Origin of the sequence: Trinickia diaoshuihuensis (assembly GCF_003390925.1) — a bacterium.
Taxonomy (GTDB): domain Bacteria; phylum Pseudomonadota; class Gammaproteobacteria; order Burkholderiales; family Burkholderiaceae; genus Trinickia; species Trinickia diaoshuihuensis.
The window spans coordinates 191,408-209,490 of record NZ_QUBS01000090.1; the positions used below are offsets into that span (position 1 = coordinate 191,408).

The following is an 18,083-nucleotide window of genomic DNA, read 5'->3' on the forward strand; positions in this document are numbered from 1 at the left end:
GCGGGCAATCGATCGACCCGCGCTCGATACAACAACACATGGAGCGCAGACAGATGCAGGACCAGTACATCCTCGCCCTTGATCAAGGCACGACGAGTTCGCGCGCGATTTTGTTCGATCGCGAAGGCAAGGTCGTCTCCGTCGCACAGAAAGAGTTGCGCCAAATCTATCCGCAACCGGGCTGGGTCGAACACGATCCGCACGAAATCTGGTCGACGCAGACAGGCGTTGCCACCGAATGCGTGATGCGCGCCGATTTGGACAGCAGGTCGATCGCCGCGATCGGTATCACGAATCAGCGAGAAACCACGATCGTCTGGGACCGCGAAACGGGTCAGCCCGTCTACAACGCGATCGTCTGGCAGGACCGCCGCACGGCGCCGCTATGCGATGCGCTCAAGGCGCGGGGCCTCGAAGAGAAGGTTCGCGCGAAGACCGGTTTGCCGATCGACGCCTACTTCTCCGCCACCAAAATCCGCTGGATTCTCGATAATGTCCCCGGCGCGCGCGAGAAGGCGCGGCGCGGCGAGCTCGCCTTCGGCACGGTCGACAGTTGGCTGCTGTGGAATTTCACGAAACACACGCTTCACGCGACCGATGCGACGAACGCGTCGCGCACGATGCTGTTCAATATCCACACGCGCGAGTGGGACGACGAACTGCTCGATCTACTCGAGATCCCCCGTAGCATGCTGCCGCGAGTGCGAGGCTCGTCCGAAATCTACGGCTATGCGCAAACGCCCGTCTTCGCCTCGAAGATTCCGCTCGCGGGCATCGCGGGCGACCAGCAAGCCGCCCTCTTCGGCCAAATGTGCACGCGCTCCGGGATGGTCAAGAATACGTACGGTACCGGTTGCTTCTTGATGATGAATACGGGCGCGACGCCGATTCCCTCCAAGAACAACCTCGTCACCACGCTCGCGTGGCAGATCGGCGATCGCGTCGATTACGCGCTCGAGGGCAGCATCTTCATCGCCGGCGCCGTCGTGCAGTGGCTGCGCGACGGCCTGGGCATCATCAAGAGCGCGCACGAGGTTCAGGCGCTCGCCGAACGCGTGCCGCACAGCGACGGCGTCTACCTCGTCCCCGCCTTCGCGGGGCTTGGCGCACCGCATTGGAACGCGCACGCGCGAGGATCGCTCTTCGGCACCACACGCGGTACCCGCGACGCGCACATCGCGCGCGCCGCGCTCGATTCGATCGCGTATCAATCGCTCGGTGTGTTGAAGGCCATGGAAGCGGATTCGGGTCTTCCGATCCGCGAGCTGCGCGTGGACGGCGGTGCAACGGCAAACGATCTATTGATGCAGTTTCAGGCCGACATCCTCGGCGCGGACGCCGTTCGGCCGAAGATCAGCGAAACGACCGCGCTCGGCGCCGCTTATCTCGCCGGTCTAGCCGTCGGGTATTGGCGAGATATCGACGAGCTTCAGACGCAATGGATGCCTGACCGGCGCTTCTCGCCTTCGCTCGAAGCGCCGGAAGTCGAAACCCGCCTGGCAGGCTGGCAGCGCGCCGTTCGCGCCACCGAAGCATGGGCCGGCGAACACGGTTGAAACGGGTGGGACGGCCGGCGCCCATGTAGTTCTTTGCACACGCTTGACTTTCAAACACGCACCACACAGTTAGCAGAACTAATCGATATGACACGAAACCGCGCTACCAAGATCGTCGCAACGCTGGGACCGGCCAGTTCCGCTCAGGCCGTGATAGATGCACTGCATCGGGCAGGCGCCGATCTATTCCGTTTGAACTTCAGCCACGGCAGCTACGAAGACCACGCGGCTCGACTGCGGCTCATCCGGGAAATCGAAACGCAGAACGGTTGCTCGATCGGCGTACTGCTCGATTTGCAAGGCCCCAAGCTGCGCATTTCGACGTTCGAAACGGGTCGCGCCGAGTTGGCGACGGGTGCGTCGTTCGTATTCGATCAGGATCCCACGCCGGGCGACAGCCGGCGCGTCTGCCTGCCCCATCCGGAAATATTCGCCGCCGCCGGCATCGGCGACATCTTGCTCGTCAACGATGGCCTCTTGCGGTTCAAGGTGACCGGCGTCTCGCTCACGCGGATCGTGACAGAGGTAGTGGTAGGCGGCATCATCTCCGATCGCAAAGGCGTCAACGTGCCTAGCGTTGCGCTGCCGCTACCCGCGCTCACCGCCAAGGATCGCGCGGATCTCGAATTCGGGCTCGCGCAAGGCGTCGATTGGGTGGCGCTCTCGTTCGTGCAACGCCCCGAAGATCTTCATGAAGCGCGCGCGTTGATCGGCAAGCGTGCGAAGCTCATAGCCAAAGTCGAAAAACCCTCCGCGGTGGATCGTATCGAGGAGATCATCGATGCGGCCGATGCCGTCATGGTGGCCCGCGGCGATCTCGGCGTCGAGTTGCCGCCCGAATACATTCCGGCGATTCAAAAGCGCATCGTCCGATTGTGCCGCGAGGCCGGCAAGCCGGTCATCGTGGCCACGCAAATGTTGGAATCGATGGTCGCCTCGGCATCGCCCACGCGGGCAGAGGCATCCGATGTGGCGACCGCTGTCTACGACGGCGCCGATGCGGTCATGCTGTCCGCGGAATCGGCCTCCGGCAAATACCCAGTCGAGGCGGTCTCGATGATGAACCGCATTCTCGAACATACGGAGGCCGATCCGTCGTATCGCCAATTGATGCATGCCGTGGCTCCGCTCGACCGCGCCGATACCACCGATGCGATCGGCGCCGCCATCCGCACGATCACGGGCGTGATGCCCGTTAGCGCGACGGTGACCTACACGACATCCGGTGCGACGGCGTTGCGCGTCGCTCGGGAGCGCCCGGTCTCGCCTATTCTCAGCTTGACGCCTGACAAAGCGGTAGCGCGCCAGTTGGCGCTGTCATGGGGGATCAGCTCGCTCGAAATCGATGGCGCCCATACCGCGGAAGACATGGTTTCGAAAGCGAGCGCGACCGCGCAAGCCCATGGATTCACGCAAGCGAGCAAACCCATTCTCGTCGCGGCGGGCATGCCGTTCGGTACCCCGGGATCGACGAACCTGTTGCGCGTCGTCTGGCCGTCCGCGCAATAAGCGGTTGCGTTCTCAAGATTCACGCTCAATGTTGAAAGGACATGACATGACCACGGAGACCGATGTGGCAAACGTATTTTGGCGCGAAGACCAGATTCCCGAAGCTTGCCGAATCGCCGCGCCCTTGCATCAGGACACGATCCTGATCGACGGCGAACTCGTACGCTGGAAAGGCGCCATGCGCCCGATTCGTTCGGCGATCGTCGTGGGCGATGCGGATGGTGCATTTACGCCGCAGGCACTCGGCAGCGTGCCGGACGCGGGCTTGCCGCAAGCCCTATCGGCTTTGTCCGCCGCCGAAGCGGCCTATGGCAACGGCCGCGGAACGTGGCCCACGCTGCACGTGGCCGAGCGTATCGCCTGCGTGGAAGATTTCACGCGTCGGATCCTCGCCAAGCGCGCGGAGATCGTTCGACTCATCATGTGGGAGATCGGCAAGACGCTCAAGGATTCGGAAAAGGAATTCGACCGGACGATCGCCTACATCAACGATACGATTTCCGAACTCAAGAAGCTCGACAATAGCGGATCGCAGTTTCAAATCGTCGAGGGCACGCTGGGACAGATTCGACGCTCGCCGCTCGGCATCACGTTGTGCCTGGGGCCCTACAACTACCCCATGAACGAAACGTTCACCACGTTGATTCCAGCCTTGATCATGGGCAACGTCGTGCTGCTCAAGCCACCGCGTTTCGGCACGCTGCTTTACGCGCCGATGGCCGATGCGATGCGCGCGGCCTTTCCTCGCGGCGTGATCAATATGGTCTACGGCAGCGGCCATGAAGTGGTGCCCGCGTTGATGGAGACCGGCAAAATCAACGTGCTGGCGCTTATTGGGTCGAGCCGCGTTGCCGATCAATTGAAGAAAGCGCATCCGAAGTCGAATCGGTTGCGCGCCGTGCTCGGTTTGGATGCGAAGAATGCGGCGATCGTATTGCCCGATGCCGATCTCGACGTTGCCGTGCGCGAGTGCGTAGCCGGTTCGTTGTCGTTCAACGGTCAGCGCTGCACCGCCATCAAGATGATTTTGGTGCATAGCTCGATTGCCGAGGCGTTCGTCGAACGGATGGCTGCCGAAGTCAATGCGCTCAAACGCGGCATGCCGTGGGAAGACGGCGTGATCATCACGCCGTTGCCGGACAAGGGGAAATGCGACTACCTGAGCGAATGCGTTCGCGATGCGCGTGCGCATGGGGCGTCCGTCGTCAACGAAGGCGGCGCGACCGTAACCGAAACGCTCTTTCATCCCGCGGTGGTCTATCCCGTCAACGCGTCGATGAAGCTTTACCGCGAGGAGCAGTTCGGTCCCGTCGTGCCGATCGCCCCCTTCGACGATATCGAGGAGACGCTGAACTACGTCATCACGTCCGATTTCGGGCAGCAGGTGAGCCTGTTCGGGCGCGATCCGTCGCAGATCGCGACGTTGGTCGACGCGCTGGCGAACCAGGTATGCCGCATCAATCTCAATACGCAATGCCAGCGCGGGCCCGATGCATTCCCGTTCGCCGGGCGAAAGGATTCGGCGGAAGGGACGCTTTCCGTCCACGACGCATTGCGTGCTTTCTCGATTCGCTCGATGGTCTCGACCAAAATGGACGAGCCCGGCAAGCAATTGATCGGCGCGATCGCGCAGTCCAATAAGAGCCGGTTCATCAATACGAACTTTATTCTTTAAACCGTAGGTCGATTGGGCGCCGAGTGCGCGAGATAGCTCGCCGGCACTCGCCATGCGCAATCGTTCCTTCGCCGCCGCTTTGCACACACCGTGCACAAACGAACAAAGTCATCGCCGCTGCCTCGACGACAAATCGTCGAGACGTTGCTGGCAGCTCATCTATCGCTCGTCGCGTGCCGAACGGGGCGAGGAAGCAAGCACTTGCTGTTTGAACTCGTGCACGCCACCTATCTTTCCTACATTCTTTGGACGCAGGGGTACGGCGAAGCCGAGCATGCGATGTTTTCGGCTGCCGAATCCGGTTTGGACGATGCCGCGCGGCTCGGCTACGAGACTGGTAGCTGGACGATCGAATACGATACCGAGCAGGCGCTAAAGCCTGTTTTGGCGGTGTACGATCGTCAAGTCAGTACGGTCTCTGTCGGCGCACTCATCGCGGCTAAAGGCAAGCTCCGGCAACTGTTCGCCGGCGCAGGTGCCCGGAAGGCAACGGGTTCTGTTGCGGGTTAAAGGGCTTAGTTAGACACCGGGGAACGAATCGTTGAAAATGCACCGGAGCAAACCCCTTCGTTCCTAACAAGCCATTCATGAAAGCTACGCATCCTGTCGCGCTGGTCACCGGTTCGACCTCGGGTATCGGCGCCGCGATCGCCCGGCGCTTGTCCGCGGAAGGATTCTCGGTCGTCCTGCATTCGAGGCAATCCGTCGAAGCGGGGCTTGGGTTTGCACGCGAACTCGGATCGGCAACGTACGTGCAAGCCGATCTATCCAATGACGCCGATAGGATCAGGCTCATCGACGAAGCGACCGCCGCATGGGGGCGGCTCGACGTTCTGGTGAATAACGCCGGAATCAGTCGCGTCATTCCACATGCGGATTTGGACGCTGCCACGCCGGATGTGTGGCATCAGCTCCATGAAATCAACGTCGTGGCACCGTTTCGGCTCGTGGCGCTGGCGCAATCGGCGCTACGCGAAGCGGCCGAGCGCGGACGCCCCGGTTGTGTGGTGAACGTCAGTTCGCACGCGGGCGTTCGACCGAAGGGCGCATCGATTCCCTATGCCGCGACGAAGGCGGCGCTCAATCATGTCACACGGCTCCTCGCGCTATCGCTGGCGCCGGCTATCCGTGTAAATGCGGTGGCGCCCGGTCTTGTGGACACGCCGCTCACGGCCGATTGGACGGATGCGCAAAGACTATGGAAGGAACGCTCGCCTATGCGCCGGGCCGCCAGTCCCGAGGATATTGCGCAGGCCGTCGCTTTGCTCGTTGCCTCGGATTATCTGACCGGCGAAATCCTTCTCTCGGACGGCGGGTTGAATCTAACGTAGTTCGGCGGCCCAGGCAGAGGTAACGCGGTCACTGTTTTTTGGTGGATACTGCGCGTTGGCCGCGATAAATCGATTACAGCCTTGCGGCCGTGCCATCGATCTCAGGAGAATTCATGTTCGACCACGTCGCGATTGGCGTCAGCGATTACGAAGTTAGCAAAACGTTCTTCTTGAGGGCCCTGGAGCCGCTGGGAGTCAAGGTGGTGTCCGAAGGAGCGCTTGGCGTGGAAATGAGCCCGGACGGCCAAGCGTCGCTGTGCCTCGGCAAGACCGACGAGAAGCCCTCGCGTCTGCATCTGGCGTTCGTGGCGGAACGGCGCGAGCAAGTCGATGCGTTTTATCATGCGGCGCTTGCGGCCGGCGGTAAAGACAACGGCGCGCCCGGCCTGCGGCCGCAATACCACGAGAACTATTACGCGGCCTTCGTCATCGGCCCCGATGGGCATAACGTGGAAGTGGTTTGCCATAAGGCGTAGGTGTCTCCGCGCACTAACGACGCAGGGCCAAACATGCAGATTCTGGATGTACAGCCGATCGATACCGACACGCTTGGCGCGTTGATGCGCCACGTCGTGACGACGAGCCTGAGCCTCGAAAAACTCGGCGCCCACTGCGGTGCCCTTTTACCAATCGCTCGGTTTCGAGACGAATGAAGGCGCCGCATGCAAGGGCACAAGCGTTCCGATGATCCGGCATCTCGGCGATAGCCGCCCTATCCCATAGACGAACTATTCCGTCCATTCTAAGAATCACCGCCACCGACGCGCCACCGGCCAATACAGCGCTATTGACCGAAGCAACGAACACCCGCTAGGATTGCCCGTATGTCCCGGCAAACCACTTTCTTCTCGTCGTCCTCGTGCGCATGTTGTTGTCATAACAACCTGCCGGGGGGAAGCCGCGTCTAGCAATCCAGCAAAACGTCAAAACTATCGCCCTCTGGCCGCCCGTTGAAAAACCGGCGGCTTTTTAGTTTTTGGAGACAATCGATGCCGCTTGCGCTGTATGACACCTGGTCGCGTACCGTGCGCCCCTTCTCGCCCATTCACGCAGGTCAGGCCGGCATGTACTGCTGCGGACCGACGGTCTATGACCACGCGCATATCGGCAATCTCCGAACCTACCTATTCGAAGACGTCTTGCGCCGCGCCCTCATACGCAATGGCTACGAGGTCCGGCATATCGTCAACATCACGGACGTAGGCCATCTCACCTCGGACGCCGACGAAGGCGAGGACAAGATGGAAAAAGGCAGCCGCCGAACGGGGGAATCGGCGTGGGCCATCGCTCGCCACTATACGGATGCATTCGTCGCGGATTGGCGCGCGCTCAATCTGCTCGAACCCACGCTGTGGTGCCGCGCGACGGATCATATCGGCGAACAGATCGCTTTTATCGACGAACTCGAACGAGCCGGCTACGTCTACCGCACCAACGACGGCCTCTATTTCGACACCAGCAAGCAAGACGATTACGGCTACCTGGCGCGGCTAGACCGTGCAGGGCTGCAAGCAGGAAAACGCGTTGCCCTAGGCGCGAAAAGAAACATCACCGACTTCGCGCTGTGGAAATTCACCCCTCCCGGCGTAAAGCGCCAGATGGAATGGGATAGCCCATGGGGCCGAGGCTTCCCAGGATGGCATATCGAATGCTCGGCGATGTCGGCCAAATACCTCGGCGCCTGGTTCGACATCCATTGCGGCGGCGAAGACCATATCGCCGTGCACCACAGCAACGAGATCGCGCAAACCCAAGCGGCCCACGGCACGCGGCTGGCGAACTTTTGGATGCACGGCCACTTCTTGACGCTCGATGCCGATACGAAGATGTCAAAGTCGAGCGGCGACTTCATTCGCCTGCAAACCTTGGTGAGCCGAAACATCGACCCGCTCGCGTATCGCTACTTGTGCCTGACGGCCCACTACCGCAGCAAGCTCAGTTTTAGTTGGGCCGCGCTCGAGGCGGCGCAAACGGCGCTCGCGCGCCTGCGCAATCTCTATTGGAGTTGGCCCGAAGGCGGTTGCGCCGACGCCGAGTTCATTGCGCGATTCGATGCGCAGGTCAACGAAGACCTGAACCTGCCGCGCGCGCTCGCCGTCGCGTGGGAACTCGCCAAGAGCACTCTGCCACCCGCGACGTTAAGAGCAACGATGGATAGCTTCGATACAGTGCTCGGTCTTGGGCTACGCGATTGGAAGCCGGTAAAGTCCGACATCCCCGAAAACATCGCGATGTTGCTGACCGAGCGCGCGCAAGCGAGAGCGGATAAAGACTGGGCGAAAGCCGACCGCCTCCGTCAAACCCTAAGCACACTAGGCTGGAAAGTGGAGGACAGCAAGGATGGCCAGCGGCTGATCGAAATCGGTTTGGAAACAGCCGAATAACGTCACGCCCCCGCTAATCTCGGGCGCAGCGCAATCGCCAAGGGGAAAATGGCCAACGCCGTCATCGCCGTGGCGATAGTCGCCCCCTGCGCCCCGATTCGATCGCCCAAGAAACCGTAGGCGACCGGCGCCAGCGCACCGGACGCGATCACGCCTGTATAGAACAGCGCGAACGCCCGCTCGGTGCGCTCGACTGGGGTCAACTCAGGCACGGTGCCGTAGAGAATGGACGACGTGCCATTGAGCATCACCCCCAGCAACGGCAATAGGATCAGCGTCGGCGTCAATGGCAGAAAGACGGCGGCAAGAATCAGCGCCGCCGTCCCACCTTCGGTGGCAAGTACGGTTCCTATCACGCCCATGCGAGCGCCGAGCCAGCCGCATGCGAACTTGCCGGCGGCGCCGCCGATAAACACGAGCGCAAGCGCGGTACCCATCATCGGCCGCGAGATCCCCTTAGCCGTCAACAGAAACGGCAGGAACGTCAACAACCCCATACGTACGGCCGTATCGAGCACGCCGATCGCGAACAGCAGCGAGAAACCCGACCGAGAACCTTGGCGCTCTTGCAGCGGCGTGCCGTCCTCCGACGACATTCCCCTTGGCGTCGAAGGGAGAAAAAGTGCAATCACCGCCGTAACGACTACCCCGACGACCGCCATCGCCCATAGCGCATGGCGCCACGGCATCATCGTGATCAGCAGCGAAATCGCCGCCGGCAAGGCGGATTTGCCGAGATCGCCGGAAAAGTTATAGATACTCAACGGCCCTCTGGCATTCGCTCCATACGCACGCGAGACTGCCCCCGAAGCCAATGGGTGCTGCGTGCTGGAACCGCCGCCCGAAATAACCAGCGCCACGCACAAGCCGAGCAGCGTCCCCGACAATCCGGCGAGGCCATAGCCAAGGGCCGCGAGCAGCGTGCCGAATGCAAGCGTCGCCCGGGTACCGAACTTATCCGCGAGACGCCCTGCCGGCAACTGCAGCAGCGCCATCGCACCCGCGTAGAGTCCACGCAGAGCGGCGAGCGCGCCATAGCCGAGCCCGAAGTCGGTCTGCCAGACGGGGAGCAAGGCGTAGATCATGTCCGTGTACCCGTCGTGCAGCGCATGCGCCATACACGAGAGCCACAGTATCCGCTTGCGTATCACGGCGTTCGTCGAACCGGGGCCATCGGCCGTGCGTGTCGTCGCCCAAGAGAAAGAAAATAATCTCATCGTTGAATCGCATCGCGAAAGCGCGGGCTTTAGCGACGACTCGGCTTGTTGTTATTGAATTTAGGTAGTCTAAGTTCGCCCGAAATGATCCGCAATCAACGTAAAATTGGGTCACCCGGGAGAAAAAGTCACGCATGGTCACGGAAAAGCGCAAAGGGAACGACGCGGACAATCTGCCTCCATTGAATGCCTTGCGGCACTTCGAGGCCGTCGCCCGCTTGGGGAGCTTCGCGGCCGCGGCAAACGAGCTGCATGTCACGCACTGGGCGGTAGGCAAACAGATTCGACTACTGGAGGATTGGTTCGGCCTGCCGCTCTTCGAGCGTCGGGCACGGGGCGTCGTACCGACCGATCAGGGCGCTGCGTTGCTGAGCGACGTCAACGGCGCCTTCGCTTGTTTGAGCCATTCAGTCACGCAACTGCGCCATGAACCGACGACCCGGCGCATTGCAGGCATCGTGCGCGTCAATGCGCTACCCAGCTTCGCTTTGTACTGGCTCATCCCGCGGCTATCCAATTTCCAAAGCAGCTTCCCCGATATCGATGTGAGGATCTCGACGACTTCACGCAAATTGCGCTACGTCGGCGATGCCTTCGACGTCGGCGTGCGCTCGGGACCTGAGCATGCCGCCGGGCTCGCATCGATGACGCTCATGCCCGATGTGCGTCTCCCGGCATGTAGCCCCGCCGTGCTGCGAAGCCGGCCGATCGCAACGCCTGCCGACTTGCGTCACCATACGCTTCTGCACTCCACCACCACGCGTACGGCCTGGGCCGATTGGCTGAGACAAGCCGGCGCGCCCGGCTTGCAAGGCAGTCGCCATCTCGACTTCGATCATGTCTTTCTCCAACTGAGCGCTGCCGTCGAAGGCCTAGGTGTGACATTGGCATCGCTGCCGCTCATCGAACGCGAGATCGCGGCGGGCCGGCTCGTCTGTCCGCTTGCGGAGCCGGCATGGCAAGCGCCGGACTATACGTTGGCCGTCAACACCGAACGCGCGGAGGATGAAGCCGTCGCGGCCTTCGTCAAGTGGATCACCGCTAGCGCCGCGCCCGAACGCACGGCATCGGCTCGCAATAAGTCCAAACAAAGGCCTCGCCGCTAAGCGGTACGCTCGGTCACACAAGACATTAGGTCAGACAAGACCGACAGCGGGCCGAAAGGTCTCCTTCATGACAGATTCGCATTCGTCGTAGACAGTCATCGGCTTGCGCATGCCCGATTGCTGTCTAACAACGATGAGGTGACAACATGGAAGGACGCAGGAAGTGGTCGTACTTGGGCGCGGCGGTCACTAGCGCCGTCATCGCGATGGTTGGCGCGCATACCGCGCAGGCTAGCGACACCGGCCGTGACCATGATCACGATCACGATCGTGATGCCAAACGCATCGAGCGCGTGCTGCTGATCAGCATCGACGGTCTGCATGAACAGGACCTCGCGCGTTGCATCGGCGGCAACACGTGCCCGAACTTGGCGTCGCTGGCGCAATCGGGCGTCACCTACACCGGCGCTCATACGCCGGGCCTCTCCGATTCTTTCCCGGGTCTGGCGGCGCTCGTGACGGGCGGTTCGCCGAAAACCGCCGGCCTGTTCTACGACGTTTCGTATGACCGCACGCTTTACGCACCGTCGGATACGAACTGCACGGGCAAGCAAGGCTGGAATGTCGTCTTCGACGAAACGACCGGTATCGACGCGCAAAACGGCGGTGCGCTCACGCACCTCGACGGCGGCGCTGCATTCAATCCGCAGGCGATTCCTCATGCGCTCGTCAATGGCGTCTGCAAGAGCGTCTATCCGCACGACTACGTGAAGACCAATACGATCTTCGAGGTCGTCAAACAGCACCTGCCCGCGGCACGCACGGCGTGGGCCGACAAGCACGCATGGGGCTACGACTGGCTCAACGGGCCGTCGGGTCACGGTGTGGACGATCTCGCGCGCACGGAAATCAATTCGATCGACCCGGCAACCAACAGCGATTACACCGACGTCTACACGCACACCGAAAAGTTCGACGCGTATCACGTCCAAGCGATCCTGAACGAAATCGACGGCAAGGATTCGACGGGCACGAAGCGCGCGCCCGTGCCGACGCTGTTCGGCACGAATTTCCAAACGCTGAGCGTGGCGCAAAAGGCGCCTGTTGCGAAGGGAGGCGGATATCTCGACGCGGACTTCACCCCGGGTCCGCAAGTGGCCGCGGCGATTACCTACGCCGATGCCGCGATCGGCACGATGGTCGAGGCGCTCAAGCAACGCGATCTGTATTCGAGCACGGCCATCATCGTCACGGCCAAGCATGGGCAATCGCCGACCGACCACACGAAGCTCGTCAAGAACGGCGATACGCTGACGAAGCTGCTCGAAGCCAATAACTATCTGGACCCGAACGGCAACTTCGGCCAGAACAATACGGCGTCAGGCAATCTGAACGACGGCACCGGCCTCTCGGGCACGGGCTTCGTGCAAACCGACGACGTCGGGCTCATTTGGCTGCGCGACCCGTCGCAGGTGAACGCGGCCGTCGCCACCTTGAAAGCCAACCTCGGCTGCAACGCCCCCGGCATCTGCGCGGATGGGCCGCAAGCGTACATCCTGTCCGGCGCCGGCCTCGCCCACCGCTTCGGCGATCCGGCGCTCGGCCGCACGCCCGACATCATCGTGCAGCCTAACCCCGGGGTGATCTATTCGTCGAGCAAGAAAAAAGACGAAGAGCACGGCGGCAACGCACCCGACGACAGCCACCTCGGCTTGTTGGTGTCGCTGCCGGGGATCCATCACGCTCGGACGATCCCAGCGCCTGTGCTGACGACCCAAGTCGCTCCCACGGTCTTGCGGCTACTCGATCTGCACCCTCACTGGCTGCATGCGGTGGAGCGCGAAGGCACCGAAGCGCTGCCGGGTTTTGAACGCGACCGATAAACGAACTGTTCTACTCGGAAGCGCATTACAACTGAGCACGGTTGCGGGACGCCACCGCAACCGTGGTCGGCGCTTCGGCAAGCGGCACGAAGCGTCTGGTCGCACCGTCCAGCGCATCGATGCTGCCGTTCTCGATGTCGTACACCCAGCCATGCAGGTTCATGCGTCCCTGTTCGAGCGCAAGCGCAACCGACGGATGCGTGCGCAGGTTCGCCAATTGAGCGATCACGTTTTCTCGAACGAGGCCGTCGAGTTTCGCGCGGGGCGAATCGAATTCATGCGCCGCATTGATGACCTTGGCCGCATCGGAATGGCGCAGCCAATTGGCGACCGCCGGCAAATGGTCGAGGCAGGTACAACGGGAAATCGCGCCCATTGCGCCGCAATCGGAATGGCCGCATATCACAATGTCCTGTACGCCCAGCACGGCAACCGCGTATTCGACGGTAGCGGACACGCCGCCGGGCTCCGGGCCGTAGGACGGCACGATATTGCCCGCATTGCGAATCACGAACAATTCGCCCGGCTCGCGCTGCGTGAGCAATTCAGGCACGACACGGCTGTCCGAACAGGTGACGAATAACGCCTTCGGATTTTGCGTTGTCGCGAGCGATTTGAATAGCTCGGCACGTTGCGGGAAGACCTCGCGCTGGAAGCGCAAGAAGCCGTCGATCACGTCACGCATTTAGACCCTCCAAATTCGAATATCCATTCCGGCACGCCACCGCATGGAACGCCGTGCGCGTGCGGCCGCCATTATCGCCCAAGTTCCGCGCGGACGCGATGCGCCCCCAGGCACCGTTCGGCGTGGGTCCGCTCCTTGCTCGTGCACTTACGCTTCTCCAATCAAACCCTTTCATTAGACAGTTCACTAACGCATGCGGCGCCCCCTCGATGCCGGGAACGACCTTCGCAGCGACTACCGGACGCCATCCCACTCGTGGGCCGCGGGCACGGGGCCCGGCCTTGCCAGTACGGCGGCGGACAACGATCCGAGCGGCATCGCCACCTATTGCCTGGCCGCAGCGCAATGGGGTTACGGCATGCTGGCGGCGAGCGTGCTGTCGTACCCCTTCGTCGTCGCCCTGCAACTCGTTTCCGCGCATATTGCCGCCGTGACGGGCCACGGTCTCACGGAAAACCTCCGGGCTCACGATGCGCGCCCGGTGCTTTACTTCGTGGTCGCCCGCTTTTTGCTGGCGAATTTGCTGAATATCGCGGCCAATATCATGGCGATGGGAACGGGCATGTACTTGATATGTTCAGGCCATCCCATGCTCTGGGCCGTGTTGGCGACGCTCGTTTCGGCGATGCTGCAATGGTTCGTCCGCTATGAACGTTACGCTCGCGTGATTCAGTGGCTTTCGGTTGGGCTGTTCGTGTACGCAGGAGCGGTCTGGGTCGTCCATACGCCGTGGGACCTGGCGCTGCTGCGCTCGTTCGTGCCGCGTCTCGAGTGGTCGAAAGATTTCCTCGAAATGCTGCTGGCCGTGCTTGGCACGACAATCAGCCCGTATCTGCTGTTTTCGCAAGCCGAACAGGAAGTCGAAGCACTGCACGCTCGAATCGCAGGTCGCCCTCCGGGCGAGTCCGCCGCGATTCGCCAGGGTCACTTGCGCAAAATGCGCCATGACATCGTCATCCGCACCGCTTGCTCCAACGCAGCCGCCTGGTTCGTGTTAGCCGCGACGGCCGCGACGCTACATACGGGCGGACACACGATAAACACATTAGCCGACGCGCAAGGTGCGCTCTATCCGATCGCCGGCCGTTTTGCGCCCTCGGTACTCGGACTTCTGCTGATCGGTACCGCCTTGCTCGCCATGCCGCCGCTAGCGGGTTCGGCGGCAAACGCGTCCGTGAGCGCGTTCGGCTTGCAACACGGCGCCGCGCGTGATCGCCGCATCGCGTATGTCCTATTTGCGTTGATGGCCGTTGGCCTCGTCGCGGCCGTGACGCTATTGGCCCTCCAGGTCGAGCCGCTCCATATCCTCTATTTGAGCGCTGTATTCAATGGCGCGACCGTCGCCCCCGTCATCGTATTGATCGCGCAGTTGAGCATCAAGCCGCCTATGATCCGTGATCTCCGCGCGCATTGGTCGTTGCGCGCGGGTACTTGGGTGGCATCGGGGGCGATCAGCGTTGTTCTATGCGCATGGTTTGCATCGGAGGTTTTCTCGTAACTTGCATCCCGATTGCGTCGTATGGCATCAACGCGATTTCAAGCGAGAGAGAATCTCACGCGTATGCTCCCCGATCCTGGCAAGCGGCTGCCGAACTCCGGGGCGGCGCCCGCCCATCGTCAGCGGCAGGAGCACCACGTCGGTCGTGCCGCCGTCGTCCGTCTGCATCGGGACAAGGCCCCCGCTTTGCCTAAGATGCGGATCGTCGAACAATTGGTCGGGTCGAACGATCGGCGCATACGGAACGCCGGCGCTTTCAAGCATCGGTACCAATTCGTCAGCGCGAATATGTTCGAGAATCTCGCTCAAATCGGCGAGCAATTGCGGGCGCGCCTCGACGCGCGATGCGTTGGAGGCATACTCCGGGCGCCGCGCGAGTTCCGGATGCGCCAGGACGTTGCATAGCGCCACGAATTGCTTATCGCTGACGGCCCCGATAAATAGTTGCTCGCCTTGCGCCAGCGTAAAGACGTCGTAAACGCTCCAGGAGGACACGCGCGAGGGCATCGGCGGCGGCGGCACCTTCGTCATGGCGAATTGCTGCATATGCTGAGCGCAGAGGAAGACGCAGTTTTCGAACAACGCGCTTTGCACTTCTTGTCCTCGACCGGTGCGATCGCGCTCGCGCAGCGCGGCCAACACGCCGATCGCACCGAACATGCCGCCCATGATGTCGTTGACCGATGTCCCCGCTCGCAGCGGCCGCCCAGCCGGTCCGGTCATGTATGAAAGCCCGCCCATCATTTGGACGACTTCGTCGAGCGCTAGACGCTTCTCATACGGTCCGGGCAGGAAGCCCTTGTGCGAGACATAAATCAAACGCGGAAATATTGGCGACAGCTCCGCATAGCCAAGACCGAACTGATCCATGAGTCCCGGCCTGAAATTTTCAAGTACGACATCGCATTGCGCGATCAACTCACGCGCGGTAGCCTGACCCTCGCTAGTTTGAATGTCCAGCACCACGCTCTTTTTGTTTCGATTGAAGGTGCGGAAAAAACCGATGCCGAGGCCGGGAAGCTTGCGTGTTTTGTCGCCCCCGGGCGGCTCGATTTTGATGACTTCCGCACCAAGGTCGGCGAGGATCATCCCGCACGTGGGTCCCATCACCATGTGGGTGAACTCGACCACCCGCACGCCGCTCAGCGGCAAGCCGTTGTCATCACTCATCGTCGCCTCTCTCGTTGCGTTTCGATTAGCGTGGAAGGCGACGATGCGGGACCGGCCGCCTGCGCTCAGGGTGTACCCACCCGGTAGCAAGTAGGAATCGCATTCTTGCTCGGGCGCTGGTAGATGAGCTTATACCCGCCCGACGATGCACGCGATTGCGGCGAACTGAACGTCACCACCTTCCCGTACTCGCCGTTGCTCGTTCCCGTCTGCGCGATGATGAGCTTCGAGAGAACGGGATCCGTGCGTGCGGAGTCCGCATCGATGATACGGCGCACGTGAGAAAGACTCGCCGCATACCAATCGGCCTTCATCGACGCGGTAGGGATCACGAACGGCCGATACGCCGGCCCGGCGAAGTGACTGTCGATGATCATCCACGGGTCCTTGCCGGCACTGCCCAAGTCCGTCGGCAAAATCGTTTGGTTCGGATCCACGCTCTTCAAATACGAGCCGATATCGGCGCCTAGGCGATTCCCCCGTTGACCGGCCGTGGCGGGATCGTAAAGGTTGCCCTCCGGCCCGGTTCGCAGATCGCTGAAATGCTTGCCCGTCCACGTCACCACATGCGAGACGATGTAGCCGTTCGCCGCGTTCGCCGGCGTGGAATTGGCGGCTAGAGCGGACGTCTGCGTGATGTAGAGCAGATCGCCGGGACGCAGATGATCGACCAAGCTCGCGACATTGCCTTGATTGATATCGAGCAGCACGCCCGGTTGCTCCTTGCCCGTCAGCGGGTCGTCGCCGGTCGAACAGGCCTGCGTGCCGATGCCCGTTTCCAAGTTGCCTTCGTCGTGCGTCACGCCCGTGAAGTCGTACACCCAGGATGTGAAATCGGAGCAATCCACGCCTTGCCAATTGACATCGTCTTGCGAAACCGCCGTCAGGCTCTGCGATCCGTCGCTCCTGCGGTGAGCGGTACAGGTCATGCCTGAACTGTCGCCGCCCGAGGTGCTGCCCGACGAAGCATTGCGGAACTTCGCCGGGCTCGCGGGAGGAAGCCAGCCGGGAATGTGGTGGTGACAGTAATTGATGCCCTGGTCGATCCAGTAGTTTTCGGCCGCCATGACGAGTTCGCGCTGAAACGTGGCGACATCGTCGCCGCATGAGGCCGTCGAAATGGCGCCATAGACGGCCGCATGCGGTCCCCACGTGCCGCCGTTCGCGTAACTCGACCAATTGGCCGCGGTCACGCCGTTGCCGAGCAACGCTTGCACGTCGTTCTTGCGGCTCGTGAATAGCGGCATTTGTTCGCCCAGCAGCGTGATGCGATCACGGCATGCCGCGGCGCTGACGGTGATCGTCGAGGGATTCCCGGGAATCACGGGATCGAGCTTCGCAAGCGAAGCGATGCCCGAGCGATTGCGCGAACCGCCGGTGTAATCGGCCGCACCGACCGTGATTGGGCAAGTGACGGCGGAGGGTGCGGCGAGCGTGCCATCCGCGGCGATATCGCCGGCGCCAGTGTTGCATTGGGCGATCGTATCGCCGTTGGCCGCTTGCATTACCACGTTCGCCGTGCTGCCCTCGATCGAAATCCCCGCCGACGTGCGGCTTTGCGATTCGGCGCCGAGCGCGAGAGCCATCAGTGCGCCGGGCGTGACGTCGGTCGACGCACCGATCCCGGTGAAGGTCGGTAGCGTTTGTTCGACATCGATATTTCCCGCAAACGCGTTGACTCGTGCGATGGCCGCGGCGATATTGGCGGCCGTCAAACCACCGGCCGAGTTGGCATCCGATACGACCGCATTCGAATAAACCGAGACGACCGCATGCGAAGGCGCAGACAGATAAACGGCATCGAGCTCTTGCGTAAGATCCGCGTTCGCGCCCGTCGCCTCCTCTTGATAGCTTCCGCTCGTGACGCGCACGAGCACCGGAAATCTCAAAGGTTGGTAGACCGAGAAGGAGCCATCGCCTGCGGTCGTCGCCGTGGCAAGCGGCGCCGATCCGGCAGTGCCATCCGCATTGAGTGCGTAGACGGAAACCGTCGCGCTGGAGATTGGACCGAGATACGCGCTGCCGGTCAGGGTCGGAGTCGATTGCCCGCAAGCGCCGATACTCAGCGCGAATACGGCCGATGCTAACGTGGTGAGTTTGAATGAATTCACAGTGAATTGAGAAAGACG

15 protein-coding genes are annotated in these 18,083 nt (G+C 61.8%); 11 read left to right on the plus strand and 4 right to left on the minus strand.

The features are described from left to right. Window positions 1–53: 53 nt before the first annotated feature. The 8 genes from glpK to cysS all read left to right on the plus strand — a co-directional run bounded on the left by glpK (window position 54) and on the right by cysS (window position 8,455). Entirely contained in the window at window positions 54–1,556 is a 1,503-nt protein-coding gene (gene glpK / locus DXT59_RS29145) for a glycerol kinase GlpK (RefSeq protein ID WP_116142263.1), read from the plus strand. Between the two features lie 87 nt (window positions 1,557–1,643). Beyond that, window positions 1,644–3,065, plus strand: a complete 1,422-nt coding sequence (gene pyk, locus DXT59_RS29150) for a pyruvate kinase (RefSeq protein ID WP_116141809.1) — start codon at window positions 1,644–1,646, stop codon at window positions 3,063–3,065. Window positions 3,066–3,111: 46 nt separating this feature from the next. After that, window positions 3,112–4,740, plus strand: coding sequence for an NADP-dependent glyceraldehyde-3-phosphate dehydrogenase (locus DXT59_RS29155; RefSeq protein WP_116141811.1), 1,629 nt, complete (start codon window positions 3,112–3,114; stop codon window positions 4,738–4,740). A gap of 201 nt (window positions 4,741–4,941) precedes the next feature. Further along, window positions 4,942–5,250: a hypothetical protein gene (locus tag DXT59_RS29160; protein ID WP_116141813.1), complete on the plus strand. Its 309-nt coding sequence runs from the start codon at window positions 4,942–4,944 to the stop codon at window positions 5,248–5,250. Between the two features lie 77 nt (window positions 5,251–5,327). Then, a complete protein-coding gene (locus DXT59_RS29165) occupies window positions 5,328–6,071 on the plus strand; it encodes an SDR family NAD(P)-dependent oxidoreductase (RefSeq protein ID WP_116141815.1) in 744 nt (247 codons plus the stop codon). Window positions 6,072–6,184: 113 nt separating this feature from the next. Next, on the plus strand, window positions 6,185–6,547 hold the full coding sequence (locus DXT59_RS29170; RefSeq protein ID WP_116141817.1) for a VOC family protein: 363 nt from the start codon (window positions 6,185–6,187) through the stop codon (window positions 6,545–6,547). 33 nt (window positions 6,548–6,580) lie between these two features. Then, window positions 6,581–6,724, plus strand: coding sequence for a hypothetical protein (locus DXT59_RS30905; RefSeq protein WP_162878301.1), 144 nt, complete (start codon window positions 6,581–6,583; stop codon window positions 6,722–6,724). A gap of 336 nt (window positions 6,725–7,060) precedes the next feature. Continuing rightward, window positions 7,061–8,455, plus strand: coding sequence for a cysteine--tRNA ligase (gene cysS, locus DXT59_RS29175; RefSeq protein ID WP_116141819.1), 1,395 nt, complete (start codon window positions 7,061–7,063; stop codon window positions 8,453–8,455). Between the two features lie 2 nt (window positions 8,456–8,457). On the opposite strand, the gene DXT59_RS29180 is transcribed toward cysS, so the two are convergent. Continuing rightward, window positions 8,458–9,672, minus strand: a complete 1,215-nt coding sequence (locus tag DXT59_RS29180) for an MFS transporter (protein WP_116141821.1) — start codon at window positions 9,670–9,672, stop codon at window positions 8,458–8,460. A gap of 134 nt (window positions 9,673–9,806) precedes the next feature. Between DXT59_RS29180 and gcvA the strand changes: the two genes are divergently transcribed. Both gcvA and DXT59_RS29190 read left to right on the plus strand, forming a co-directional pair. Beyond that, window positions 9,807–10,778, plus strand: a complete 972-nt coding sequence (gene gcvA, locus DXT59_RS29185; protein WP_116141823.1) for a transcriptional regulator GcvA — start codon at window positions 9,807–9,809, stop codon at window positions 10,776–10,778. Between the two features lie 146 nt (window positions 10,779–10,924). Beyond that, a complete protein-coding gene (locus DXT59_RS29190; protein WP_116141825.1) occupies window positions 10,925–12,601 on the plus strand; it encodes an alkaline phosphatase family protein in 1,677 nt (558 codons plus the stop codon). A gap of 25 nt (window positions 12,602–12,626) precedes the next feature. Here the strand turns inward: DXT59_RS29190 and DXT59_RS29195 are convergent, their stop codons facing one another. Then, entirely contained in the window at window positions 12,627–13,286 is a 660-nt protein-coding gene (locus DXT59_RS29195; protein WP_116141827.1) for a carbonic anhydrase, read from the minus strand. Window positions 13,287–13,479: 193 nt separating this feature from the next. On the opposite strand from DXT59_RS29195, the gene DXT59_RS29200 reads away from it, so the two are divergent. Continuing rightward, window positions 13,480–14,784 (plus strand): NRAMP family divalent metal transporter, encoded by a 1,305-nt coding sequence (locus tag DXT59_RS29200; RefSeq protein WP_116141830.1) that lies wholly within the window; start codon window positions 13,480–13,482, stop codon window positions 14,782–14,784. A 27-nt stretch (window positions 14,785–14,811) separates the two neighbouring features. On the opposite strand, the gene DXT59_RS29205 is transcribed toward DXT59_RS29200, so the two are convergent. Together DXT59_RS29205 and DXT59_RS29210 are read right to left on the minus strand one after the other, a co-directional pair. Beyond that, window positions 14,812–15,954 (minus strand): CaiB/BaiF CoA transferase family protein, encoded by a 1,143-nt coding sequence (locus DXT59_RS29205; protein ID WP_116141833.1) that lies wholly within the window; start codon window positions 15,952–15,954, stop codon window positions 14,812–14,814. 65 nt (window positions 15,955–16,019) lie between these two features. Then, entirely contained in the window at window positions 16,020–18,065 is a 2,046-nt protein-coding gene (locus DXT59_RS29210) for a hypothetical protein (RefSeq protein ID WP_240324731.1), read from the minus strand. Between the last annotated feature and the right edge of the window lie 18 nt (window positions 18,066–18,083).

Excerpts from the sequence above, each read along its gene's own strand:
- gcvA (WP_116141823.1), top strand. The coding sequence starts at position 9,807 with ATGGTCACGGAAAAGCGCAAAGGGAACGACGCGGACAATCTGCCTCCA.
- cysS (WP_116141819.1), top strand. The coding sequence starts at position 7,061 with ATGCCGCTTGCGCTGTATGACACCTGGTCGCGTACCGTGCGCCCCTTC.
- DXT59_RS29180 (WP_116141821.1), bottom strand. The coding sequence starts at position 9,672 with ATGAGATTATTTTCTTTCTCTTGGGCGACGACACGCACGGCCGATGGC.
- DXT59_RS29205 (WP_116141833.1), bottom strand. The coding sequence starts at position 15,954 with ATGAGTGATGACAACGGCTTGCCGCTGAGCGGCGTGCGGGTGGTCGAG.
- DXT59_RS29155 (WP_116141811.1), top strand. The coding sequence starts at position 3,112 with ATGACCACGGAGACCGATGTGGCAAACGTATTTTGGCGCGAAGACCAG.
- DXT59_RS29170 (WP_116141817.1), top strand. The coding sequence starts at position 6,185 with ATGTTCGACCACGTCGCGATTGGCGTCAGCGATTACGAAGTTAGCAAA.
- glpK (WP_116142263.1), top strand. The coding sequence starts at position 54 with ATGCAGGACCAGTACATCCTCGCCCTTGATCAAGGCACGACGAGTTCG.
- DXT59_RS29165 (WP_116141815.1), top strand. The coding sequence starts at position 5,328 with ATGAAAGCTACGCATCCTGTCGCGCTGGTCACCGGTTCGACCTCGGGT.
- DXT59_RS29200 (WP_116141830.1), top strand. The coding sequence starts at position 13,480 with ATGCGGCGCCCCCTCGATGCCGGGAACGACCTTCGCAGCGACTACCGG.
- DXT59_RS29195 (WP_116141827.1), bottom strand. The coding sequence starts at position 13,286 with ATGCGTGACGTGATCGACGGCTTCTTGCGCTTCCAGCGCGAGGTCTTC.
- pyk (WP_116141809.1), top strand. The coding sequence starts at position 1,644 with ATGACACGAAACCGCGCTACCAAGATCGTCGCAACGCTGGGACCGGCC.
- DXT59_RS30905 (WP_162878301.1), top strand. The coding sequence starts at position 6,581 with ATGCAGATTCTGGATGTACAGCCGATCGATACCGACACGCTTGGCGCG.
- DXT59_RS29190 (WP_116141825.1), top strand. The coding sequence starts at position 10,925 with ATGGAAGGACGCAGGAAGTGGTCGTACTTGGGCGCGGCGGTCACTAGC.